This window comes from Variovorax sp. AC194 (genome assembly GCF_979257995.1).
Genome location: NZ_OZ409823.1, coordinates 4532898 through 4554830, shown reverse-complemented (window position 1 = coordinate 4554830; position 21933 = coordinate 4532898). Strand labels below are relative to the sequence as shown.

The following is a 21933-nucleotide window of genomic DNA, read 5'->3' as shown; positions in this document are numbered from 1 at the left end:
GGGGACCATGTGCTTTCCAATCACGAGGACAAGCATATGAACCAGATGAGCGTCGACCTCTACCAGAGTGCCACCGATCCGGAGAAATTCCTCGCGCTCCCCGCGGGCGTCAACCCCGCGGAGCTCATGGGCCCGATGACCTTCGACCGCGACTTCGCACAGGTCAAGCGGTACCAGGAGGGCTTCGAGTTCAACCCGTCCGAGACCTACGCGGGCGTGAACGCCGCGAAGATCGCGGCGGACATCCTCACCGTGAAGTGGTCGATGTACCGCCGCGAGGGCTGATCCCGATGGGGGCGCCGCAGCGCCCCTGCGTTCAGCCCCGGGCCGCTTCGGTTTCCTCGTACTCGCCCACCGGCACGCAGCTGCAGAACAGGTTGCGGTCGCCGTAAACGTTGTCCACGCGGCCGATCGGCGGCCAGTACTTGGCCTGCTTGAGTTCGGCCAGCGGGAACGCGCCGAGTTCGCGCGAATACGGGTGCGCCCACTCGGTGCCCAGCAGGCTGGCCGCGGTGTGCGGTGCGTGCTTGAGCGGGTTGTCTTCCTTGGGCCACACGCCTTCCTCGATGCGGCGGATCTCGCCGCGGATGGCGATCATCGCGTCGATGAAGCGGTCGAGCTCGGCCAGCGGCTCGCTCTCGGTGGGCTCCACCATCAGCGTGCCGGGCACGGGGAAGCTCAGCGTGGGCGCGTGGAAGCCGTAGTCGATGAGGCGTTTGGCCACGTCTTCGGCGGTGACGCCGCTCGTGTCCTTGAGCGGGCGCAGGTCCAGGATGCACTCGTGCGCGACGTGCCCGTTGGGGCTCGCGTACAGCGTGGGGTAGTGGTCCTTCAGCCGCGCGCTGATGTAGTTGGCGCTCAGGATGGCCGTCTCGGTCGCGGCCTGCAGGCCCTTGGCGCCCATCATGCGGCAGTACATCCAGCTGATCGGCAGCACCGCCGCGTTGCCCAGCGGCGCGGCCGACACGGCGCCCACGCCGTTCGATGCGACGCCGGCCGTCGCATGGCCCGGCAGGTAGGGCACGAGGTCTTCGACCACGCACACCGGGCCCACGCCCGGGCCGCCGCCGCCGTGCGGAATGCAGAAGGTCTTGTGCAGGTTCAGGTGGCTCACGTCGCCGCCGAATTCGCCCGGCGCGGCCACGCCGACCAGCGCGTTCATGTTGGCGCCATCGACGTACACGCGGCCGCCGTGTTCGTGCACGAGCTCGCAGAGTTCCTTCACGCGCGTCTCGAACACGCCGTGCGTGCTGGGGTAGGTGATCATCACGGCGGCCAGCTTGTCGCTGTGCTTTTCGCAGGCGCGCTTCAAGTCGTCCATGTCGACGTTGCCCTGCGCATCGCAGGCCGTCACCACCACCTGCAGGCCCACCATCTGCGCGCTCGCGGGGTTGGTGCCGTGCGCCGACGAGGGAATCAGGCAGATGTTGCGGTGGCCCTGGCCCTTGGCTTCATGGAACGACTTGATGGCCAGCAGGCCCGCGTACTCTCCCTGCGAGCCCGCGTTGGGCTGCAGGCTGATGCCCGCGTAGCCCGTCGCTTCGCAGAGCCACGCGCGCAGCTGCGCATCGAGCTGCGCATAGCCCAGCTGCTGCTCGGCGGGCGCGAAGGGGTGGATGTTCGCGAACTCGGGCCAGGTGATGGGGATCATCTCGCTGGTCGCGTTGAGCTTCATCGTGCAGCTGCCCAGCGGGATCATGCTGCGGTCCAGCGCGAGGTCCTTGTCCGAGAGGCTGCGGATGTAGCGCAGCATCGCCGTCTCGCTCTTGTGCGTGTTGAACACCGGGTGCGTGAGGAAGGCGCTCGTGCGGCGCAGGTCTTCGGGCAGGCGCGGCGCGGTGTTGGCCAGGTCGTCGAAGCGCGGCATCGCGGTGCCGGCGGGCACGAACAGGGCCCAGAGCGTTTCGACATCGGCGCGCGTCGTGGTTTCGTCCAGAGAGATGCCCAGGTGCTGCTGCAGCCGCTGGCGCAGGTTGACGCCGGCGGCGGTCGCGCGCTCGATGATCTTCGGTGTGTCGTCGCCGGTGCGGATCGTGAGCGAATCGAAGGCGAATTCGTTGACCGGCTCGCGGCCCATTTGCGCCAGGCCCTGCGCGAGGATGGCGGTGAGCGCCGCCACGCGCTGCGCGATGCGCGTGAGCCCGTCGGGCCCGTGGTACACGGCGTACATGCTGGCCACCACGGCCGGCAGCACCTGCGCGGTGCAGATGTTGGAGGTGGCCTTCTCGCGGCGGATGTGCTGCTCGCGCGTCTGCAGCGCGAGGCGGTAGGCGGGCTGGCCGTGCGTGTCGACGCTCACGCCGACCAGGCGCCCCGGCAGCGAGCGCTTGAACGAATCGCGGCAGGCCAGGTACGCGGCGTGCGGGCCGCCGTTGCACAGCGGCATGCCGAAGCGCTGCGTGGTGCCGCAGACGATGTCGGCATCCCATTCGCCGGGCGGCGCGAGCAGCGTGAGCGCGAGCAGGTCGGCGGCCACGCAGAAGGCGGCGTCGCATTGATGGGCGTGGCCCGCGAGCGGGCGCAGGTCGTGCACGTGGCCGGTGGTGGCCGGGTACTGCGCGAGCACGCCGAAGAATTCGCAGCTCGCCATCAGGTGCGGCAGCGTCTCGGAGACGGTGCTCACCTTCACTTCGATGCCCAGCGGCGCGGCGCGCGTCCTGATGACTTCGATGGTCTGCGGATGGCAGTCGCCCGAGACGAGGAACACGTTGCTCTTGCTTTTCACGCTGCGCTTGGCGAGCGTCATCGCCTCGGCCGCGGCCGTGGCTTCGTCGAGCATCGACGCGTTGGCGATGGCCATGCCCGTGAGGTCGCACACCATCGTCTGGAAGTTGAGCAGGGCCTCCATGCGGCCCTGCGAGATCTCGGCCTGGTAGGGCGTGTACGCGGTGTACCAGGCGGGGTTCTCCAGCACGTTGCGCAGGATGACCCCCGGCGTGTGCGTGCCGTAGTAGCCCTGGCCGATGAAGCTCTTGAACACCTTGTTCTTCGACGCCATCGCCTTCAATTCGGCCAGCGCCTCGGCCTCGGTCACCGGGGCCGGCAGGCGCATCGGCTTCGCGCGGCGAATGGCCGCGGGCACGATGCCGTCGATGAGTTCGGCCCGCGTGGCCGAGCCGATCACCGGCAGCATGCGCGCCTCGTCCGCCGCATCGATGCCGATGTGGCGGGCGAGAAATTCTTCGGCGTTCTCTAGTTCTTGCAAAGAGGGAAGGGCGGGAATCGGCATGGCGGTGATATCGGCGTAAAAAAGAAGAGAGGCTCAGCGGTCGCCGCCGGGCCGCCGCAAGGCGGGCCGCGCCTTCCCCATGGGGGATGGCGAAGCACACGAAGTGGCAAGCCGAGGGGCGAGCATTTTCAGGATTCGGCTGCGAACTTGTCGTAGGTGGCGGCGTCGAGCAGCGCATCGAGCTGCGCGGGCTCGCTCAGCTTGACCTTGAAGAACCAGCCGGTGGCCAGCGGGTCGCTGTTGGCGAGCGAGGGGTCGGCGCGCAGCGCTTCGTTCACTTCGGTGATCTCGCCCGAGACGGGCATGAACACGTCGGCCGCGGCCTTCACCGATTCGACGACGCCGGCCACTTCGCCCTGCGCGAAGGTCTTGCCCACTTCGGGCAGGTCGACGAACACGACGTCGCCCAGCGCGTCCTGCGCATGCACGGTGATGCCGACGGTGGCGGCGCCGCCTTCGGCCGAGACCCACTCGTGGTCCTTGGTGTACTTGATGCTCATGGGGAAACTCCTCGTGGAAAAAATTGAATCGGGATGCAGAGCCTAGCCGCGGTCAAGCGCGATCAGCCTCGGTCATCCGCGGTAGTAGCGGGTCGGCACAAAGGGCATGGTCGAGACCTCCATCGGCACCGGCTTGCCGCGCACGATGGCCTGCACGCGCGTGCCGGGCTCCGAGAACGCGGTGGCCACGTAGCCCATCGCGACACAACGGTCGGCACTCGGGCCGAGCAGGCCGCTGGTGACGATGCCGATGTCCTGGCCTTCGAAGGATTGCAGCAGCGTGCCGTCGCGCACCGGAATGCGCTCCAGCGCGACGAGGCCGACGCGCTTGCGTTTCAGGGTGTCATGGTCGGTGTGGCCGGCCGCGCCGACGGTCGCGGCTGTGAGTTGGGCAAGGATCTTGGCCGCGCCCGGAAAGCCGCCTTCGCGCGCGCCGCCCGTGCGGCGCACCTTCTGCATCGCCCAGTTGAGCGAGGCCTCGACCGGCGTGGTGGTGGTGTCGATGTCGTTGCCGTAGAGGCAGAGCCCGGCTTCCAGCCGCAGCGAGTTGCGCGCGCCCAGGCCGATGGGCTTGACCTCGGGCTGGGCCAGCAGCAGGCGGGCGAGGGCGTCGGCGTCCTTGCCGGCCACGGAGATCTCGAAGCCGTCTTCGCCCGTGTAGCCGCTGCGCGTGACGAAGGCCGCAATGCCGCCGATCTGCACCGCGCCGCCCGTCATGAACACGAAGCGCTCGATGCCGGGGGACAGCCGCGCCAGCGTGGCCGCGGCTTGCGGGCCCTGCAGCGCGAGCAGCGCGTGGTCGGGCAGCGGTTGCACCTCGCAGCGCGCGCCGATCTTCTGCTGGATGTGCGCGAGGTCCACCACCTTGCAGGCGCCGTTCACGATCACGAAGAGCGAGCCGTGGCCTTCGTTGAAGAACATCAGGTCGTCGAGGATGCCGCCCTCGTCGTTCAGCAGCAGGCCGTAGCGCTGCTTGCCGGGGGCGAGGTCGATCACGTCGACGGGCATCAGGGTCTCGAAGGCGGCTGCGGCGTCGGGGCCGACGAGGCGCAACTGGCCCATGTGCGAGATGTCGAAGAGGCCGGCCGCATCGCGCGTGTGCCTGTGCTCGGCCATCAAACCGGCGGGGTACTGCACGGGCATCGAGTAGCCCGCGAAGGGCACCATGCGTGCGCCGAGCTCCACGTGGAGGTCGTACAGCGGCGTCTTGAGAAGTTGGGTATCGGGAGCGGAAGAAGCGGCCACGGGGCACTCCAAAGGGGCAGTCGAAATCCATGGCTGCAACGCCACGGGCCACCCCTGCTGTCCGCTTTACCTGAGAGATTCGCCCCACGATCGGGGTTTGCTCCTTCGGTGGGCCGGCGCACATGGTGCAACGGCCTCTCTCCAGCAAGGAAACGCCGGTGTGCACCGGCGTCTTGTCAGTCCTTTTGCCTGAGCGTTCGGGAATCCCCTGCGCCTTCGGCGGCCCCGTCGCGCGGGGCTCTCTCCTGACTCCGCCGAGTGTAGTGGATCGCGCAAGCCCTGAGCGCGTGGGGTCAGTGCACGATTTCGGCCGGCGGCAGCAGCCGCTCGATGCGCTCGCGCAGCGATTCGGCCCGCTCGACACCCGCCGTCTTCTCGATTTCGCTGAGCATCAGCGCGGCGATGGTGAGCATCGCCTCGCGGTCGCGCGCCTCGCGCAGGGCGTCGCGCATCTGCAGGGCGAACTTGGGATCGCGCCGCACGAACATGCGCTCGCAGATGTCGAACAGGAACATCCGCGTGGTCGCGAGAGAGCGCTTGCCGTCGAAGTTGTCGGCCGTGGCGGTGAGCTGGATCGGGTTGGACGTGGGCACCGGCTCGGGCGGGGTTGTCGCCGCGGGCGGCTGTGCCGGCTGGGCTGCAGGCGCCGCAGCGGCAGGCCGCGCATCCTGCAGATACCCCTTGCTCATCAGCGCCTGGATCGCCTGCTCCGCCTCGATGCGGCTCGCGAACAGCGGGCTGAAGTCGGTCAGCGAGCGCCGGCCGTCGGCCATCAGCAGCAGCGCGCGCTCGCGCTGGCTGAGCGTGCGTTGCCCGCCTTGGAGTTCGTCGCGTGCCTTGTCGGTCTTGGTGGGAAACATGGCGGCCACAGCTTTCGAAAGATCGATGGCTGCAGCATCGTTGCAGGCGGTGACACCTTCATGAACCTGTTTGACTTACAGGGGATATCACCGCCGCTGCGCCGTCTGGCGCTCGATTCTTCAGCCGCCGGTGCTTTCCTTGCGGATGAGCCACTTGTCGCCCACGCGCTGCAGCTCCAGCGTCTTGCGGTCGGTGCTCTTGAGCTTGTCGGCGCTGTAGACCTGCTTGAAGCGCGCGCTCGCGGTCTGGCCGCTGACGCTGATGACGAGGTCGTCGACCGCGACGCTGATCGCCGACTTGTTGGCGATGCGGGTGCGGCGCTCGGCCTCCCAGCGCTTCTTGTCCTGCTTCTTCGCGGGCGTGAAGTCGGGGGCGTAGGCCGCGAGGTAGCGGTCCACGTCGCGCGCCGACCAGGCCGCGGCCCAGGCGCGCACGGCGGCTTCGACTTCGGCGATGCCGGCGGAGGGGGCTGCTGCTGTTGCGGGAGCGGGAGCGGGAGCGGCAGCGGGCGCCGGCGCCGCTGCGGCCGCGGAGGCCGCCGCAGCGGGTGGCGATGCCGAAGGTGGCGCGGCCAGTGCGGCGGTGGACAGCAGCCCTGCGGTGAGCAGGCAGGCGACGAGTCGGTTCATGGTGCGGTTCCCTCGGGTATCGGTTGTTGGCGTGGCGCCGATTCTGGCAGCGAACCCGTGACAGGGCCCAGGCGGCACGCGCTCAGGCCGCGGCCGTCGCCTGGGCGTCGCGCTGCGCGATGGCGGGCGCACGGTTGCGAAGCCGCAGGGCCAGCGCGGTCGCCGCGCCCAGCACGCACAGCACCACGCCGAACGTGACGCCCAGCCCGCGCGCGTCCGACAGCATGCCGAACAGCGGCGACACCAGCCCGCCCACCGAGAGCGCCAGCCCGAGCGTGATGCCGCTGGCCGTGGCCGGGTTGCGCGGCAGGTAGTCCTGCGCGAGCGTGACCTGCGCGGCGAAGGGCAGGAACATGCTCATGCCCAGCAGCGCGGTGCAGGCCAGCGCCCAGCCGGCAGTCGGCGCGAGCACCAGGCCCGCGAGCGCCGGCAGCGCCAGCAGGTAGCCGCTGCGGATGGTGCCCATGCGGCCGATGCGGTCGCCCAGCCACCCGCCGAGCAGCACGCCCACCGCGCCCGAAGCGGTGAAGCCGGTGAGGGCCGCGGCGCCCTGGAAGGCCGTGCCGTGCAGGTCGCGCGTGATGCGCAGCGACAGCATCGAGAGCACCGTGACATACGGGATCGACCAGCCCACCACGGTCGCCACCAGCAGGCCGAATGCGCGCCAGTCGTTGGCGGGCTTCGGCCCATCGACGGCGGCCCGCTGCCGCGCCGCCGCCGCGGCCGCAGCACCCGCACCGCGCCGTGCATGAGCCGCGTGGGCCATGAACCACACCACGCCCATCGCCAGCGCGGGCACGCCCAGCAGGTAGCTGCGCGCGAGCCCGCCGCCGCCGACCACCGCGGCCGCCAGCATCGGCGCGAACGAGGCGCCGATGGTGCCGCCCACCGAGAACACGCTCATGGCCTTCTGCGAGGCGCCGCCGGCAGCGCGCGCCGCCACGGTCGCGGGCGGGTGGAAGGCCGCGATGCCGAGGCCGCACAGCGTCATGGCGATCCAGGTCAGCAGGTAGCTCCGGCTCAGGCCCGCCAGCACCACGCCCAGCGCCGCGGCCAGGAAGCCCACGGGCACGAGCCAGCCGCGCGGATGGCGGTCGGCATACAGGCCGAAGAGCGGCTGCACCACGCTGGAGAGCCCGGTGGCCGCCAGCATCAGCCCGCTCACCGCCGTGTAGCTGTAGCCGCGCTCCAGCACCATGAAGGGCAGCAGGGCGGGCACGAGGCCCTGGTAGAGGTCGTTGACGGCATGGGTGCCGGTGAGCAGCCCGAGTCGGCGCTTGTCCATTCGATGGTTTCCTTGAGGTCCTGAGGGGGAGGGTCATCGTAGGAAGCCGTGCGAAGATGGTCTCGCTGCAAATCCGCAAACGTCGTCGAGAAATGGACACACTGAACCTGCGCCCCGAAGAAGGCGAGTTCACGCCGCGCGCCGTCGCCGCGCTGGCGACCGACCCCGGGGGCGACACCTTCATTCCGCCGCACGCGCACCGGCGCGGCCAGCTCATCCATGCGATCTCGGGCGTGATGATCGTGGGCGCCGCGGCCGGCAGCTGGGTCGTGCCGACCGGGCGCGGCGTGTGGGTGCCGCCGGGCATGACGCACCAGATCCGGCTGGCCGGCGAGGTGCGGATGCGCACCGTCTTCATCGAGCCCGGCACGCGCGCCGACCTGGGCAGCGCCTGCCGCGTGATCCGCGTGGGCGCCTTGCTGCGGCAGCTGATCGTCGCGGCCGTGTCGCTGCCGCTGGACTACGCGCCGGGCAGCCGCGACGAGCGCGTGATGGAGCTCATCCTGGACGAAATCGAGGCCGCGCCCGCGCTGCAATTGCATGTGCCCATGCCGCGCCATGCGCGCCTGGCGGCGCTGTGCGAGGAACTGGTGCGCGACCCGTCGCTCAATGCGACGCTCGACGACTGGGCAGAGAGGCTGCACATGAACACGCGCACGCTGGCGCGCCTCTTCCAGCGCGAGACGGGCATGAACTTCGGCGCGTGGTGCCGCCAGGTGCGGCTGCTGCTGAGCCTGCCGAAACTGGCGGCGGGCGCCTCGATCCTGGAGGTGGCGCTCGCGCACGGCTACGAGAGCCCGAGCGCGTTCACCGCGATGTTCCGGCGCACGCTGGGCGCGCCGCCCAGCCTCTACTTTCGCCAGGAAGAAGAAAAGGAAAAGGAATGATTGGCCGCGCCGCTACTTGAATCCGAGCGCCCGCGGCAGCCAGGTACTGAGCGCCGGCACGAAGGTCAGGATCATCAGCACCGCGCCGTGCGCCCACAGGAACGGCACCAGCTCCTTCACCAGCGCCGACATCGGCACCTTCGACACGTTGCAGGTCACGAACAAGAGCCCACCCACCGGCGGCGTGATCATCCCGAGCGTGAGGTTGAAGATCACGATCATCGCGAAGTGCACCGGGTCCACGCCCAGCTTGATCGCCACGGGCGCAAGGATCGGCGCCAGCACCATCACCCCCGGCAGCGGCTCGATGAAGATGCCGAACAGCAAGAGGAACACGTTGACGATGATCAGGAACATCCACGGCGAGAGGTTCATGCTGATGAGCCATTCGGCCATCTGCTGCGGAATGCCCTCGATGGTCAGCACCCACGCGAACGAGGCCGAGAGGCCGATGATGATCAGCACCGAGGCCGAGAGCAGGGCCGAGCGCGAGAGGATGTCGGGCAGCATCTTCCACTCGAGCGTGCGGTAGATGAACTTGCCGCACACCAGCGCATAGAACACCGCCACCACCGACGCCTCGGTCGGCGTGAACCAGCCGGCGCGCATGCCGCCCAGGATGACCACCGGCAACAGGATCGCGGGAATCGCCTTCCAGGTCGTGACGAGAATTTCGCGCAGCGGCGGCGTCTGGCCATCGCCCTTGTAGTTGCGTTTCTTCGAGACATGGAAGTTCACCACGCACATCGCCACCGCGATGAGGATGCCCGGAAAAATGCCGGCCGCGAACAGCGTGCCCACCGACACGCTCTCGTCCTGCAGCGCATAGATGATCATGATGATCGAGGGCGGAATGATCGGCCCCACGATGGCCGTGGAGGCCGTGAGCGCCGCCGCGTAAGAGCGGTCGTAGCCGGCCTTGTCCATCATCTTGATGAGCATCGAGCCCGGCCCCGCCGCGTCGGCCAGCGCCGAGCCCGAGATGCCCGAGAAGAAGGTGAGCGACACCACGTTGGTGTAGCCCAGGCCCCCGCGCCGGTGGCCCACGAACTGGCCCGCGAAGCGCAGCAGCACCTCGGTGAGCGAGCCGCCGCTCATGAGCTCGGCCGCCAGGATGAAGAAGGGCACGGCCATCAGCGGAAAACTGTCGATGCCGGTGAAGGTTTCCTTCAGCAGCACCATGAGCGGATAGTTTTCCGCAAGGATCAGCGTGGTGACGGTGGAGAGCCCGAGCGCAAAGGCCACGGGCACGCCGATGGCCAGGAAAATGCAGGCCGAGACGATGAGAACGATGCTGGCATCCATGGTCGTTCTCCTTACAGCGACGCCGAGGCGTTGGCGTCGAAGTGGGCGTCCGATGCGAACTCGCGCCGCAGCACGTAGCCCCGCACCACCAGGAGCCAATGCACGATCAGCAGGATGCCGCCGAACAGCATCGCGCTGTAGATGTAGGCGAACGGAATCTGCGTGACCGCCGTGAGCTGGAACATCGTGCGCTGCATGTAGAGCCACCCGTACCAGACCATGAAGCCGAAGAAGGCAAAGAGCAGCGCGGCGACGAAGGCGCGCACCGCGATGGCGCCCGCGCGCGGCAGCGCGTCCTGCAGGTTCTCCACCGCGATGTGGCCGCCGTAGCGCAGCACCGGCCCGGCCCCGAGGAAGGTGAGCCAGATCATCATGTGGCGCGACACCTCTTCGGCCCATTCGAGCGAATTGCTCGTGGTGTAGCGCATGACGACGTTGGTGAAGATGATGACCGACATGGCGGCCAGCAGAAGGATCAGCGCCCAGCGGTTGGCGGCGAGAAAGTAGCGCTCGAAGGCTTGCACGTTGTTGTTCTCAAACTGAGCTCAAAAAAGAACCATGGGCTCGGACAAAAAGCCGTTCGGCCTGAACCAAACAACCGTTCGGCCTGAACCAAACAACCATTCGGGCTGAACCAAACAACCGTTCGGGCTGAACCAAACAACCGTTCGGGCTGAGCTTGTCGAAGCCTTGCGCGGCGCTTCGACAGGCTCAGCGTGAACGGTGGGATGGACTCAGCGTGAACGGTGGGATGGACTCAGCGCGAACGGTGGGATGGACTCAGCGTGAACGGTGGGATGGACTCAGCGTGAACGGTGGGATGGACTCAGCGCGAACGGTGGGATGGACTCAGCGTGAACGGTTGGGGTCTGGCGCGCAGGCTTACTGGACGTCCGTGATCTTCTTGATGTTGTCCGCGCCGAACTCCTTGGCGTAGCCCGCATAGGCCGGCTTGAGGGCTTCGCGGAAGGCCGCGCCGTCCACGACCTTGGTGACCTTCATGCCGTCCTTCTCCAGCTGGGCGATGCCGTTGTTCTCGTCGTCGTTGACCTTCTTGCGCTGGGCCACGGCGGCCTTCTTGGCGGCATCGACGAAGACCTTCTTGTCCGCGTCCGACAGCTTGTTCCACACCTTCGGCGAGAGCAGCAGCAGCGCGGGCGAATACACGTGGCCGGTGAGCGAGAGGTGCTTTTGCACCTGCGAGAACTTGGAGGCCAGGATCACCGGAATCGGGTTCTCCTGCCCGTCGACCGTGCCCTGCTGCAGCGCGCCGAAGAGCTCGGGGAAAGCCATGGGCGTGGGCAGGATGCCGAAGGTGCGGTAGCCGTCCATGTGCACCTTGTTCTCCATGGTGCGCATCTTCAGGCCCGCGGCATCGCTGGGCTTGACGATGTCGCGCTTGCTGTTGGTCATGTGGCGAAAGCCGTTCTCCGTCCAGGCCAGCGCGATGATGCCCTTGCTCGGGAACTTGGTGAGGATGTCCTGGCCGATCGGGCCGTCCATCACCTTGCGCGCATGGTCGTAGTCGCGAAAGAGGAAGGGGATGTCCACGATCTTCACTTCGGGCACGAAGTTGCCCACGGGGCCGGTGGAGGTGTTCACCAGGTCCTGCGTGCCCAGCTGGATCGCCTCGATCTGCTCGCGCTCGCCGCCCAGCGCCGAGTTGGCGAAGTGCTGGCACTTGAAGCGGCCTTGCGTGCCCTTCTCGACCTCGTCGCAGAACACCGTGGAGCCCACGCCGTAGTGCGACTCCTTGGAGGTCGCGTAGCCGATCTTCAGCACCGTCGGTTGTTGGGCGAGGGCGGATGTGCAGAGGGCGAGCGAAAGGCAGGCGGCGGCGATGTGGCCGAGTTTCATGGTGTCTCCGGGGGGAATGTTGTCAGGGGTCAGGAAAGCGTCAGGCGCGTTCGACTATGCCGCATGCGGGGGCCTCGGCATGTCGGGAGTTTCACGGACGCACACCCCGCAAGAAACGAAAAAGCCCTCCGAAGAGGGCTCTTTTGAACAAGCAGGCGGGGCGCCTTACATGCCCACGTAGTTCGGCCCGCCGCCGCCTTCGGGCGTGACCCACACGATGTTCTGCGTCGGGTCCTTGATGTCGCAGGTCTTGCAGTGCACGCAGTTCTGCGCGTTGATCTGCAGGCGCTGCTTGCCGTCCTCGGTGCCCACGAACTCGTACACGCCGGCCGGGCAGTAGCGGCTCTCGGGGCCCGCGAACTTCGCCAGGTTGATGTTGACCGGCACCGTCGCATCCTTGAGCGTGAGGTGCGCCGGCTGCTGCTCTTCGTGGTTCGTGTTGCTGATGAACACGCTGGAGAGCCGATCGAAGGTGAGCTTGCCGTCCGGCTTCGGATAGACGATGGGCTTGCACTCGGCCGCGGGCTTCAGGTACAGGTGGTCGGGCTTGGTGCGGCGCAGGGTCCAGGGGATGTTGCCCTTCAGGAGCCACTGCTCGATGCCGTTCATGAGGGTGGCGACGCCCAGGCCCTTCTTGAACCAGGCCTTGAAGTTGCGCGACTTCTTCAGCTCGGCGTGCAGCCAGCTCTTCTCGAACGCGGCCGGGTAGGCGGTGAGCTCGTCGTGCTGGCGGCCGGCCTGCACCGCGTCGAAGGCGGCTTCGGCGCACAGCATGCCGGTCTTGATGGCGGCGTGGCTGCCCTTGATGCGGCTCACGTTCAGGTAGCCGGCCTCGCAGCCCACCAGCGCGCCGCCCGGGAACACCGTCTTGGGCAGCGACTGCAGGCCGCCGGCCGTGATGGCACGCGCGCCGTAGCCGATGCGCTTGGCCTGCTTGATGCCCTTGGCCTCGTCGCCTTCCAGGTACCAGCGGATGTTGGGGTGCAGCTTCCAGCGCTGCATTTCCTCGAAGGGGCTCAAGTACGGGTTGCTGTAGTCCAGGCCCGTGATGAAGCCCATCGTGACCTTGTTGTCCTCCATGTGATAGAGGAAGGCGCCGCCGTAGGTGTCGCTCTTCATCGGCCAGCCGGCCGTGTGCAGCACGAAGCCGGGCTGGTGGCGCTGGGGGTCGATTTCCCACACCTCCTTCACGCCCAGGCCGTAGGTCTGCGGATCGCGCCCTTCGTCGAGCTGGAACTTGCTGATCAGCTGGCGGCCCAGGTGGCCGCGCGAGCCTTCGGCAAATACCGTGTACTTGCCCAGGAGCTCCATGCCGAGCTGGAAGTTCTCGGTCGGCTCGCCGTCCTTGCCCACGCCCATGTTGCCCGTGGCCACGCCGCGCACCGAGCCGTTCTCGTTGTAGAGCACTTCGGCCGCCGGGAAGCCCGGAAAGATCTCGACGCCCAGGTTCTCGGCCTGCTGCGCGAGCCACTTGGTGAAGGCGCCCAGGCTGATGATGTAGTTGCCGTGGTTCTGGAAGCACGCCGGCAGGAAGGCGTTGGGGGTGCGCAGGCCCGACTTCTCGCCGAGGAACACCATCGCGTCGTCGGTGACGGGCTGGTTCAGCGGGGCGCCCAGCTGCTTCCAGTCGGGCAGCAGTTCGTTGAGCGCGCGCGGGTCCATGATGGCGCCCGAGAGGATGTGCGCGCCGGGCTCGGAGCCCTTCTCCAGCACCACGACCGAAATCTCTTTCTCGTGCTGGGCAGCCAGCTGCTTCAGGCGGATCGCGGTCGAGAGGCCCGCCGGGCCGCCGCCGACCACGACCACGTCGTATTCCATGGCTTCGCGAGGGCCGAACTGGGCAAGGATTTCGTCGTGGGTCATGTGGGTCTGGTCGATAATGTTTTGAGGCTCGGACGCTACGAGGGCGCGAAACATTTTAGGGGGAGCGCAGCACGTCGCCTGCGCGACTCTCCAGGACCCACCCAGGAACGTTCTCCCATGGCTTACAGCATCGATCTTTCGGGCCGCGTGGCCTTCGTCACCGGCGCCTCCAGCGGCCTCGGGGCCCAGTTCGCGAAAACGCTGGCGCGCGCCGGCGCCGCGGTCGTCCTGGCCAGCCGCCGGGTCGAAAAACTCAAGGAGCTGCGCGCCCGCATCGAAGGCGAGGGCGGCGATGCCCACGTCGTCGAACTCGACGTGACCGACCACGGCAGCATCAAGGCCGCCGTCGCGCGCGCCGAGACCGAGGTCGGCCCGATCGACATCCTGGTCAACAACTCGGGCGTGAACGTGCGCCAGCGCCTGCAGGACGTGACGCCCGACAACTACGACTTCATCTTCGACACCAACCTGAAGGGCGCCTTCTTCGTCGCGCAGGAAGTGGGCAAGCGCATGCTGGCGCGCGCCGATGGCTCGGCGCCCGGCACCTACATCGGCGGCCGCATCATCAACATCGCCTCGGTGGCTGCGCTCAAGTCGGTGGCCAACATCGGCGCCTACGGCATGAGCAAGGCCGCGGTGGTGCAGATGACCAAGGCCATGGCGCTCGAATGGGGCCGCTTCGGCATCAACGTGAACGCGCTGTGCCCGGGCTACATCGCCACCGAACTCAATGAAGCGCTCTGGAGCACCGAGGCCGGGGAGAAGCTGGTCAGCATCCTGCCGCGCAAGCGCGTGGGCAAGGCCGAAGACCTGGACGGCCTGATCGTGCTGCTGGCCAGCGGCCAGAGCCATTTCGTGAACGGCGCCGTCATCGCGGCCGACGACGGGTTCGCAGTCTGAATTCACGCACGTCGATCGGCATTGCCGCAGGCCTCGGCGCGGGCGCGCTCTGGGGCCTGGTGTTCGTGGCGCCGCGCATGGTCGGGCACTTCGGCATGGTCGACATCACGGCCGCGCGCTTCGCGGTGTTCGGCGCGATCTCGGGGCTCGCGCTGTTCGCGCGGCCTGCCGCCGTGCGCTGGCCGAATAGGCAGCAGGCGCTCGCGGCACTGGGCCTGAGCGTGCTGGGCTTCAGCGGCTACTACCTGCTGCTGGCCTTCGGCATCGCGGCGGCCGGCACCGAGGTGCCCAGTCTCATCATCGGCACGATTCCCGTCTGGATGATGCTGCTCGGCCGTCCCGCGGGGCTGCAGATGCGCGCGCTGCTGCCCGGGCTGCTGCTCACGGGCGCGGGCATCGCGCTGATGATCTGGGGCGCATGGTCGGCGCAGCATGGCACGGCGGGCGATGGCGGCGCGCGCTTCGGCTGGGGCATCGCGCTCGCGCTGTGTTCGATGGTGAGCTGGACCATCTACGGCCTGCTCAACGCGAAATGGCTGCAGCGCCACACCGAGCTGAACGCGACCGACTGGGCCAACTGGCTCGGCATCGCCACGGGCCTGGGCGCACTGCTGCTGTGGGTGGTGGCGGGCAGCAGCCTCGCCACGCTGCAGTCACGGCCCGAGGGCATGCGCTTCATCTGGATCGCATTGGCGGGCGGCTTCGGCTCCTCGTGGCTCGCGACCATCCTCTGGAACGTCGCCAGCCAGCGCCTCTCGGCGAGCCTGTGCGGCCAACTGATCGTGAGCGAGACGCTGTTCGCCTTGCTCTATTCCTTCGTCTGGGACGGCCGCTGGCCAGAGGCTACCGAGTGGGTGGCGGCACTGCTGTTCGTGCTGGGCATCCTCGCATCCATCAAGGCGCACCGATGAGAATCGAAATCCCCGAAAAGAAGAAGCTCGTGTACGAGATGTCCATCCCCATCCGCTGGGGCGACATGGACGCCATGGGCCACCTGAACAACGGCACCTATTTCCGGTATCTCGAAACCGCGCGCATCGACTGGATGCGCTCCATCGGCTTCGAGCCCGAGCCGGGCGGCGAGGGCATGGTGATCGTCAATGCCTTCTGCAATTTCTACCGGCAGATCGAGTACCCGGGCAACGTGCTGCTGAAGATGTACGTGAGCGACCCGGGCCGCACCACCTTCGAGAGCTGGGGCACCATGGCGCGCGAAGAAGCGCCCGACGTGATCTGCGCGGCCGGCGGGGCGACAACGATCTGGGTGGATTTTCCGAAGCAGAAGGCGTTGGCGCTGCCCGACTGGCTGCGCACGCTGGTGAGCGAGTAACGCACGATGAAACGCAACCTCCTGACGCTCGCCGCGTTCGCGCTGCTCGCCGCCGCGAGCCATGCCCAGACGACGAAGGCCGAGCCGAACGCATGCCCGGCCGATGCGCCGTTCCTGAATGCCGACGCGGTGAAGAAAGCCGGCGTCGAACTCCCGGTGTTCAAGCGCTATTGCTACACCGACAAGTCCGGCAGCTACGCCTTGCTGCTCTCCGAGAAGCAAGACCTGCCGTTCACCAAGGAGACGCTGTCCTCCGCCGTCCAGGCCACGCTCTTCAAGGTGGGGAGCGACAACGCGCTGACGCGGCAATGGTCGATCCGCGACTTCGCGGGCAAGGACGATGCGGGCATCAACTTCAGGTCGAAGCTCTCCGAGTTCGCCGATCTCGATGGGGACGGGCTCATCGACCCGATCCTGGTCTATCGCTTCTTCGCCCCGAGCGACAAGGACAACTTCGACAGCGACGACTTCTCGGGCGCCATCAAGATCGTCGCGTTCCACCAGGGCCGCAAGGTGGTGATCCACGCCATCACCGGCGACCTGGACGGCGACCGCAGCACGAGGGCCAACGCGGACTTCTTCGCGCTGCCGAAGCCCGTGCGCGCGCATCTGGTCGCGAAGATGGCCGGCATGTACAAGGCCGGCCAGTTCGGCTTCGACAACTCCGACGACTTCATGCCGAAGAAGGCGAAGGCGCGCTAGGCCGACCACAGCACCGAGCCCCCAAGCCCGAGCCGGGCCGGCGCGGGCAACTGCTTTGCGGCGCCCCTGACCTCTGCGCATGACCGGCGCTCCCGCCGGCGTCTGCGCGTCATTTTCGACACCCATCAATGAAATTGGCTGCGGCATTGCAACCGCATTGAAAAGCCGTTTTTAAAAAGTTAAATCAATACACCACTGTTTCAATTGATTCCTGGCAGCGGATTGGGTGGTGAGCGACGGAGGTGGTGATTAAGATGCGCCGTCGGCAATCTTGCCGACCGAAAGAGGGAGTATAAAAAATGGAAATACTAAGTCCTTATTCTTATAAGGCTTCGCCGCTGCGGGAATCAATTGCTTCGATTGTCATGAAAGGCTACGCGGTCATCAAGATCCCGATGGGCACGCAGGCAGCCATGTGGCATGCGCTGGATGGCATCAATTCGGTAGCGCCGGAACTCCGGGAAGATTTTTCCTTTCCGGAATTCACCGATGGATTCCTGGCTATCGGAGGCGAACACGCCAAATACACCACCCACGTCGATCTGTGCGATAGATTTTGCTATTGGCACAAACATCGCGGCAATCATCGGCAGAAGAAATTCGCCGAAGAAAAAATATATTCCGCCATCGCCACATGCGAATTCGAAATGCATGCCATGGCTCAAAAGATAATTGCGGGCTTATGGGATTTTTTCAATGGCACCGGGCAGGTCGATATTCGCGACAGCTCATATCTGCAGTTGTGTATGTATGCGAACGAGCATCGCGTGAGCGACCGGCGCTATCTGCAAGACCGGCATGAAGACGGGCACTTGATCACCTTGATCAAACCGACGCGCGACGGATTGGTGATCTTTCCCGACGGCCCGGATGCGCGGGAAGTTCCTGTTTTCCTGCACGACGACGAATTGCTCGTCATCTCGGGATCGCTGTTGACGGCGCTGTCGGACGGAAGAATCCCTCCGATGTACCACGCCGTCAAAAATCCTTTTGTGCATATGGAGAGAAAATCGCTTGTGTATTTCGCGATTCCCGAATTGTCGCAGGCTTACACGACGCTGCTTGCCCAAAAGCGGATCAATGTTGCCGAATTGGCGAATGAAAGTCATCGGGCATTTGGAAATACTGCGCTGATTTGATTCCATGAGAAAGGCGATGTTTGTTTTGTCGCCTTTCCAACAACATAAAACAGGAAAACGCGTGTTTACCGCATCTTTCTTCGAGGGGTTGCTGCTTGGCGCGGGCCTATTGATTGCGCTGGGCCCCAAAGATACCTTCGTCATCAAAAACAGCCTTCAGGGATACAGCGCAACGATGCTGATCGCCATTTGCGCATTGTCCGATGTGCTGCTGATCGCGCTGGGTGTCGCCGGACTCGGCTTGGTGGTGGCCGCAAATCGCTGGGCGATGATTTCGGCCATGGTTTTCAGCATCGGTTATTTGGTGTATTTCAGTTTGCAGGCGCTGCGATCCGTATTCGGGCCGTCCGCGAGACCAGCGGCCAACTGCAAGCCGTCGCTCGAACCAAGGGCGACATCCCAGGTGGCTGGCATGGCGCTTTTCCATTCACTGGCGACGCCTTACGCATGGCTCGATACCGTGCTCGTGATCGGGTCCGTCAGTGCGGCAAAAGCAGGAGATGCCAAGTTCGCGTTCGCTGCCGGCGCAATGATCGCGTCCTTCATCTGGTTTACTTTCCTGAGCTTCGGCGCGCGGCTGGCGGCGCCCTTGTTCCGCGATCGGCGCGCCTGGCAGGTGCTCGACCTCATCGTAGCTTTCTCGATGATGGCTTTGGCGATGAAGCTCGTCTCTGACTATCCCTGGCGGCCCCTGTAGCGCCGCACGCGGCGCGACCCGCTCAGGCCGGCCGCAACACGATCCGCGCCTCGAACCCCTGCGCCGCCCCTGCCGGCGGCGACGCGAGCTCGAGCTTCGCGTTGTGCTTCTCGACGATCGTGCCCACGATCGACAGGCCCAGCCCGTAGCCCGCGCGGTCCGAGCCGTGCCGCACGTGGCGTTGCTGCAGCGTCTTCAACTGCACCGCGCTCACGCCCGCGCCGAAGTCCCTCACCACCAGCGTGCAGGGCGCCCCCACTTCGATCACCACGCGCCCGCCGCCGCCGTAGCGCAGCGCGTTCTCCACCAGGTTGCGCAGCGCGATCGCCAGCGCATCGACATCGCCGAACGCCACGGGCGCGGCGCTGTCGGGCACCTTGAGCTTCAGGCGTTCGCTGTTGAGCGGGTCTTGCCAGAACTCCTGCGCCACGGTGCCTGCGAGTTGCACCAGGTCGACCCGCGCGCGCGTGAGCGAAGCGCCCGATTCCGCGCGCGATAACTGCAGCAGCTTTTCGGTGCGATGGCTCAGCATCTGCAGCGCCTGGAGCGCGCCCTGCACGTCCTCGCGCTTGAGGTCATGGTCCAGCGCGGTCTGCAGGCGCAGGCGCGCGGCGGCCAGCGGGGTGCGCAACTCGTGCGCCGCGTTGGCGGCGAGCGCGCGCTCCACGTCGAGCGATTGCGCCAGGCGCTCCAGGAGGCTGTTGACGTGGTCGCCCACCGAGCGCAACTCTTGCGGCAGGCCGGGGAGGGTGATCGGGCGCAGGTCGGTGCCGCTGCGCTTCTCGATCTCGCCGGCCAGTTGCTGCAGCACGCGCAGTTCGGTGCGCGCCACGTTGCGCAGCACCAGCGCGAGCAGCGGCAGCACCGCGCCGAGCGGAATGATGAGGCCGAACAATGTGCGGTTGAGCGCGCGCCGGCGCTCGTCCAGCGGATCGGCCACCTGGAAATAGAGCCCGAGCGTCGGATGCCGCACGGTGTAGATGCGCCAGGTCTGGTTGTTCGCAAAGCCCGCGGCCAGCGGCACATCGAAGGCATCGATGGGCGCCTCGGCCGAGCGCAGCAGCACGTGCTCGTGGATGTCGACCACCTGGTACATCACCGCGTCTTCGGAGAAGAGCTGCTTGGGCGCCACCAGCGGCGTGCTCGGCACGGCGCCGCCCTTGTGCTGCAGCTTGTCCAGCTCCTGCACGGCCATGTCGAACATGCGGTGCGACACCTCCACAAGCTCGTTGTCGAAGTTGTGGTTGATCTCGCGGTCCACATACCAGACGACGGCGAACACGCACAGGAGCCACACGCCGCCGACCCACAGGATGAGGGTGCGCGTGAGGCGCCCGGCCAGCGAGTCGCGACCGTAGGTGATCCGGGCCGCGCTCATTCGTCCTCGTCCGCCGAGAACGACAACCGGTAGCCCAGGCCGCGCAGCGTCTGGATGTGGCTCTTGCCGAGCTTGCGGCGCAGGCGGCTGATGAAGACTTCCAGCGTGTTGCTGTCGGCCTCGTCGCCGAAGCCGTAGAGCGCATCTGCGAGGTTCTCGCGCGTGTGGATGCGTTCGGGGCGCGTGGCCATCACGCGCAAGAGCGCCCATTCCTTTTGCGTGAGCACGACGGGCGTGCCGTCCTTGCGCACGCGGTCGTGGGCCAGGTCGATCTCCAGCGTGCCGAACTGCAGCACGGGCGAGGTGTTGGCGCTGCGCCGGCGCTCGACCGCGCGCAGCCGAGCGAGCAATTCGGCGGGGTCGTAGGGCTTGATGAGGTAGTCGTCGGCGCCGGCATCCAGGCCGCGGATGCGGTCGGTGACCTGGTCGCGCGCCGTGAGCACGATGACGATGGGGGGCTCGCGCAATGCGCGCACCTGCGGCAGCAGCGAGAGGCCGTCGCCGTCGCCCAGGTGCAGATCGAGCAGCACCGCCGCGTACTGCACCGAGAGCAGGGCGCCGCGCGCATCGGCCAGGCTGGGCGCCACATCGACGACGAACGCCTTGGCCAGCAGATAGCTGCACACGGCATCTGCCAAGGAAGTGTCATCTTCGACGAGCAATATGCGCACGCGGTGTGTCTCTGAAAAAACACGAAGTCTAGCGCCGCAGGGCGGCCGGAGGGCCGCGTCAGGATTCGTTCAGGTCGCTTCAGACTGGGTTCATTTCGCGAACGTAGGCTCGCGCCAGTTTTTGTCGAGGCCTGGTTTTTTCAAATGACACGCACCGCGAATCTCCGTTCCGGAGTCCTGACCTTGCTCGCACTGGCCTTGTTGATGACGTGGGACGCCTCCGGCGGCGACCTCTGGCTCGCACGCATGGCCGGCACGCCGATGGGCTTTCCGTGGCGCGAGAACCCCTTCCTGGTCCACGTGATGCATGCGGGCGCCAGAAACCTGAGCTGGCTGCTGGTGATCGGCCTGTTCGCCGCCATCCGCTGGCCGGTGGGCATCCTGCGCAAGCTGCCCGTGCGAGACCGGGCTCAACTGGCGCTGACCGTATTGGCCTCGGTGCTGGCAGTGAGCCTCATCAAGCATTTCAGCGACACCAGCTGCCCTTGGGACCTCAAGGAGTTCGGCGGCGTCGCGCGCCACGTGTCGCACTGGGCATGGGGCGTGGACGACGGCGGGGCGGGTGGGTGCTTTCCGGCCGGGCACGCCTCGGCGGCATTTGCCTACGTCGGCGGCTACTTCGTGCTGCGCCGGGTGTCCACTCGCGCGGCGTTCATCTGGCTGGGCGTGGCGGTGCTCGCCGGCCTCACGCTGGGGCTGTCGCAGCAACTGCGCGGCGCCCACTACATGAGCCACACGCTGTGGACCGCGTGGATCTGCTGGTCGGTGGCGTTCGCCATCGACATGGCGATGGCCCCGCGCAAACAGAACCTGCTCGAACCCTCAGCCCCCCTTCATGCAAGCTCTTGATTTCGCCCTGTTCGCGTGGCTCAACGCGGACGTCTCGGCGCCGCTGTGGCTCATCGAATTCGCCCGTTTCGCCTCCGAGGTGCTGCCGGCCCTGCTGGCCCTGACGATCGTCGCGGGCGCGATGGTCGACAAGCGCTGGCGCTATGCGCTCTTCACCGCGCTGGTGAGCGTGCTGGTGACGTGGATCGTCGTGAACGTGTTCCGCTCGGCGCTGCCGTTTCCCCGGCCCGCGGCCTACGGCCTGGGCATCCAGTGGGCGCCGCAGGGTGCGCGGCCCGGCTTTCCGAGCCTGCACACGGCCACGACCTTTGCCGCCGCCTTCTCGTTGTGGTGCCTGCCGCGCCGCGCGCCCATGCTGGCGGCGCTTGCCGTGGCGGCGGTGGTGGGCTGGAGCCGCCTCTACCTGGGCCTGCATTTCCCCTCGGACGTGGCCGCGGCGGTGCTGCTGGGCGCGCTGGTGTCGATCATGGTGGAACGCGGCGTGAGCCGTCCGCTGCACCTCGCGCTGGCCAGGATGCCGGCCCGCCGCCGGCGGGCGCGCGCACGGCGAGCCTGAACACGGCCTGAACCGGGAGTTCAGGTTCCTTTCAGGCGCGGTCCCTACAT

The 21933-nt window shown here is 66.9% G+C and carries 22 protein-coding genes and 2 riboswitches; of the genes, 10 read left to right on the top strand and 12 right to left on the bottom strand.

The window, feature by feature from the left end; genetic code table 11:
- Positions 1-36 precede the first annotated feature (36 nt).
- Positions 37-285, top strand: coding sequence for a hypothetical protein (locus ACZYRS_RS21700; RefSeq protein WP_198784557.1), 249 nt, complete (start codon positions 37-39; stop codon positions 283-285).
- Between the two features lie 31 nt (positions 286-316).
- Here ACZYRS_RS21700 and gcvP read toward each other — a convergent pair whose 3' ends face one another.
- From gcvP to ACZYRS_RS21670, 6 genes are all read right to left on the bottom strand, one after another.
- Positions 317-3229 carry an aminomethyl-transferring glycine dehydrogenase gene (gene gcvP, locus ACZYRS_RS21695; protein ID WP_198784556.1) on the bottom strand — a complete coding sequence of 971 codons (2913 nt, stop codon included), beginning with the start codon at positions 3227-3229 and terminating at the stop codon, positions 317-319.
- A gap of 128 nt (positions 3230-3357) precedes the next feature.
- On the bottom strand, positions 3358-3729 hold the full coding sequence (gcvH, locus tag ACZYRS_RS21690; RefSeq protein ID WP_198784555.1) for a glycine cleavage system protein GcvH: 372 nt from the start codon (positions 3727-3729) through the stop codon (positions 3358-3360).
- 72 nt (positions 3730-3801) lie between these two features.
- Entirely contained in the window at positions 3802-4974 is a 1173-nt protein-coding gene (gcvT, locus tag ACZYRS_RS21685; RefSeq protein ID WP_463420917.1) for a glycine cleavage system aminomethyltransferase GcvT, read from the bottom strand.
- A 47-nt stretch (positions 4975-5021) separates the two neighbouring features.
- Positions 5022-5129, bottom strand: a riboswitch (glycine riboswitch).
- 12 nt (positions 5130-5141) lie between these two features.
- Positions 5142-5232, bottom strand: a riboswitch (glycine riboswitch).
- 35 nt (positions 5233-5267) lie between these two features.
- The gene (locus ACZYRS_RS21680) at positions 5268-5834 is read right to left on the bottom strand and encodes a hypothetical protein (protein ID WP_463420916.1); all 567 of its coding nucleotides are present in this window, start codon (positions 5832-5834) and stop codon (positions 5268-5270) included.
- Between the two features lie 120 nt (positions 5835-5954).
- Positions 5955-6464 (bottom strand): L,D-transpeptidase Cds6 family protein, encoded by a 510-nt coding sequence (locus tag ACZYRS_RS21675; RefSeq protein WP_463420915.1) that lies wholly within the window; start codon positions 6462-6464, stop codon positions 5955-5957.
- Positions 6465-6546: 82 nt separating this feature from the next.
- A complete protein-coding gene (locus ACZYRS_RS21670) occupies positions 6547-7749 on the bottom strand; it encodes an MFS transporter (RefSeq protein WP_463420914.1) in 1203 nt (400 codons plus the stop codon).
- A 92-nt stretch (positions 7750-7841) separates the two neighbouring features.
- Between ACZYRS_RS21670 and ACZYRS_RS21665 the strand changes: the two genes are divergently transcribed.
- Complete coding sequence (locus ACZYRS_RS21665) at positions 7842-8636, top strand: AraC family transcriptional regulator (RefSeq protein WP_463420913.1); 795 nt, start codon at positions 7842-7844, stop codon at positions 8634-8636.
- 12 nt (positions 8637-8648) lie between these two features.
- On the opposite strand, the gene ACZYRS_RS21660 is transcribed toward ACZYRS_RS21665, so the two are convergent.
- From ACZYRS_RS21660 to ACZYRS_RS21645, 4 genes are all read right to left on the bottom strand, one after another.
- Entirely contained in the window at positions 8649-9941 is a 1293-nt protein-coding gene (locus ACZYRS_RS21660; RefSeq protein WP_198784551.1) for a TRAP transporter large permease, read from the bottom strand.
- Positions 9942-9952: 11 nt separating this feature from the next.
- Entirely contained in the window at positions 9953-10465 is a 513-nt protein-coding gene (locus ACZYRS_RS21655) for a TRAP transporter small permease (protein ID WP_198784550.1), read from the bottom strand.
- Positions 10466-10823: 358 nt separating this feature from the next.
- Positions 10824-11798 carry a TRAP transporter substrate-binding protein gene (locus ACZYRS_RS21650; RefSeq protein WP_463420912.1) on the bottom strand — a complete coding sequence of 325 codons (975 nt, stop codon included), beginning with the start codon at positions 11796-11798 and terminating at the stop codon, positions 10824-10826.
- Positions 11799-11963: 165 nt separating this feature from the next.
- A complete protein-coding gene (locus ACZYRS_RS21645) occupies positions 11964-13661 on the bottom strand; it encodes an electron transfer flavoprotein-ubiquinone oxidoreductase (RefSeq protein WP_463420911.1) in 1698 nt (565 codons plus the stop codon).
- 117 nt (positions 13662-13778) lie between these two features.
- On the opposite strand from ACZYRS_RS21645, the gene ACZYRS_RS21640 reads away from it, so the two are divergent.
- The 6 genes from ACZYRS_RS21640 (at position 13779) to ACZYRS_RS21615 (ending at position 18429) form a co-directional block, all read left to right on the top strand.
- Positions 13779-14561, top strand: coding sequence for an SDR family oxidoreductase (locus tag ACZYRS_RS21640; protein WP_463420910.1), 783 nt, complete (start codon positions 13779-13781; stop codon positions 14559-14561).
- A gap of 77 nt (positions 14562-14638) precedes the next feature.
- A complete protein-coding gene (locus ACZYRS_RS21635) occupies positions 14639-15472 on the top strand; it encodes a DMT family transporter (RefSeq protein WP_463420909.1) in 834 nt (277 codons plus the stop codon).
- On the top strand, positions 15469-15891 hold the full coding sequence (locus ACZYRS_RS21630) for an acyl-CoA thioesterase (protein ID WP_093433771.1): 423 nt from the start codon (positions 15469-15471) through the stop codon (positions 15889-15891). Before ACZYRS_RS21635 ends, ACZYRS_RS21630 begins: the two co-directional genes overlap by 4 nt.
- Positions 15892-15897: 6 nt before the next feature.
- Positions 15898-16593, top strand: a complete 696-nt coding sequence (locus tag ACZYRS_RS21625; RefSeq protein ID WP_463420908.1) for a M949_RS01915 family surface polysaccharide biosynthesis protein — start codon at positions 15898-15900, stop codon at positions 16591-16593.
- Positions 16594-16892: 299 nt separating this feature from the next.
- The gene (locus tag ACZYRS_RS21620) at positions 16893-17732 is read left to right on the top strand and encodes a 2OG-Fe(II) oxygenase family protein (RefSeq protein WP_463420907.1); all 840 of its coding nucleotides are present in this window, start codon (positions 16893-16895) and stop codon (positions 17730-17732) included.
- Between the two features lie 4 nt (positions 17733-17736).
- The gene (locus ACZYRS_RS21615) at positions 17737-18429 is read left to right on the top strand and encodes a LysE/ArgO family amino acid transporter (RefSeq protein WP_463420906.1); all 693 of its coding nucleotides are present in this window, start codon (positions 17737-17739) and stop codon (positions 18427-18429) included.
- A gap of 22 nt (positions 18430-18451) precedes the next feature.
- Here ACZYRS_RS21615 and ACZYRS_RS21610 read toward each other — a convergent pair whose 3' ends face one another.
- Together ACZYRS_RS21610 and ACZYRS_RS21605 are read right to left on the bottom strand one after the other, a co-directional pair.
- The gene (locus ACZYRS_RS21610) at positions 18452-19807 is read right to left on the bottom strand and encodes a sensor histidine kinase (protein WP_463420905.1); all 1356 of its coding nucleotides are present in this window, start codon (positions 19805-19807) and stop codon (positions 18452-18454) included.
- Positions 19804-20478 carry a winged helix-turn-helix domain-containing protein gene (locus ACZYRS_RS21605; protein ID WP_198784540.1) on the bottom strand — a complete coding sequence of 225 codons (675 nt, stop codon included), beginning with the start codon at positions 20476-20478 and terminating at the stop codon, positions 19804-19806. The genes ACZYRS_RS21610 and ACZYRS_RS21605 overlap by 4 nt, the downstream gene beginning before the upstream one ends.
- A 183-nt stretch (positions 20479-20661) precedes the next feature.
- On the opposite strand from ACZYRS_RS21605, the gene ACZYRS_RS21600 reads away from it, so the two are divergent.
- Entirely contained in the window at positions 20662-21327 is a 666-nt protein-coding gene (locus ACZYRS_RS21600; protein WP_463420904.1) for a phosphatase PAP2 family protein, read from the top strand.
- A complete protein-coding gene (locus tag ACZYRS_RS21595) occupies positions 21314-21883 on the top strand; it encodes a phosphatase PAP2 family protein (RefSeq protein ID WP_463420903.1) in 570 nt (189 codons plus the stop codon). Before ACZYRS_RS21600 ends, ACZYRS_RS21595 begins: the two co-directional genes overlap by 14 nt.
- Positions 21884-21933: the final 50 nt, after the last annotated feature.

What these genes read in the sequence shown, in the direction of transcription:
- ACZYRS_RS21700 (WP_198784557.1), top strand. Translation starts at nt 37, where the DNA reads ATGAACCAGATGAGCGTCGACCTCTACCAGAGTGCCACCGATCCGGAG.
- gcvP (WP_198784556.1), bottom strand. Translation starts at nt 3,229, where the DNA reads ATGCCGATTCCCGCCCTTCCCTCTTTGCAAGAACTAGAGAACGCCGAA.
- gcvH (WP_198784555.1), bottom strand. Translation starts at nt 3,729, where the DNA reads ATGAGCATCAAGTACACCAAGGACCACGAGTGGGTCTCGGCCGAAGGC.
- ACZYRS_RS21680 (WP_463420916.1), bottom strand. Translation starts at nt 5,834, where the DNA reads ATGTTTCCCACCAAGACCGACAAGGCACGCGACGAACTCCAAGGCGGG.
- ACZYRS_RS21675 (WP_463420915.1), bottom strand. Translation starts at nt 6,464, where the DNA reads ATGAACCGACTCGTCGCCTGCCTGCTCACCGCAGGGCTGCTGTCCACC.
- ACZYRS_RS21670 (WP_463420914.1), bottom strand. Translation starts at nt 7,749, where the DNA reads ATGGACAAGCGCCGACTCGGGCTGCTCACCGGCACCCATGCCGTCAAC.
- ACZYRS_RS21665 (WP_463420913.1), top strand. Translation starts at nt 7,842, where the DNA reads ATGGACACACTGAACCTGCGCCCCGAAGAAGGCGAGTTCACGCCGCGC.
- ACZYRS_RS21660 (WP_198784551.1), bottom strand. Translation starts at nt 9,941, where the DNA reads ATGGATGCCAGCATCGTTCTCATCGTCTCGGCCTGCATTTTCCTGGCC.
- ACZYRS_RS21650 (WP_463420912.1), bottom strand. Translation starts at nt 11,798, where the DNA reads ATGAAACTCGGCCACATCGCCGCCGCCTGCCTTTCGCTCGCCCTCTGC.
- ACZYRS_RS21645 (WP_463420911.1), bottom strand. Translation starts at nt 13,661, where the DNA reads ATGACCCACGACGAAATCCTTGCCCAGTTCGGCCCTCGCGAAGCCATG.
- ACZYRS_RS21640 (WP_463420910.1), top strand. Translation starts at nt 13,779, where the DNA reads ATGGCTTACAGCATCGATCTTTCGGGCCGCGTGGCCTTCGTCACCGGC.
- ACZYRS_RS21635 (WP_463420909.1), top strand. Translation starts at nt 14,639, where the DNA reads ATGGTCGGGCACTTCGGCATGGTCGACATCACGGCCGCGCGCTTCGCG.
- ACZYRS_RS21630 (WP_093433771.1), top strand. Translation starts at nt 15,469, where the DNA reads ATGAGAATCGAAATCCCCGAAAAGAAGAAGCTCGTGTACGAGATGTCC.
- ACZYRS_RS21625 (WP_463420908.1), top strand. Translation starts at nt 15,898, where the DNA reads ATGAAACGCAACCTCCTGACGCTCGCCGCGTTCGCGCTGCTCGCCGCC.
- ACZYRS_RS21620 (WP_463420907.1), top strand. Translation starts at nt 16,893, where the DNA reads ATGGAAATACTAAGTCCTTATTCTTATAAGGCTTCGCCGCTGCGGGAA.
- ACZYRS_RS21615 (WP_463420906.1), top strand. Translation starts at nt 17,737, where the DNA reads ATGAGAAAGGCGATGTTTGTTTTGTCGCCTTTCCAACAACATAAAACA.
- ACZYRS_RS21610 (WP_463420905.1), bottom strand. Translation starts at nt 19,807, where the DNA reads ATGAGCGCGGCCCGGATCACCTACGGTCGCGACTCGCTGGCCGGGCGC.
- ACZYRS_RS21595 (WP_463420903.1), top strand. Translation starts at nt 21,314, where the DNA reads ATGCAAGCTCTTGATTTCGCCCTGTTCGCGTGGCTCAACGCGGACGTC.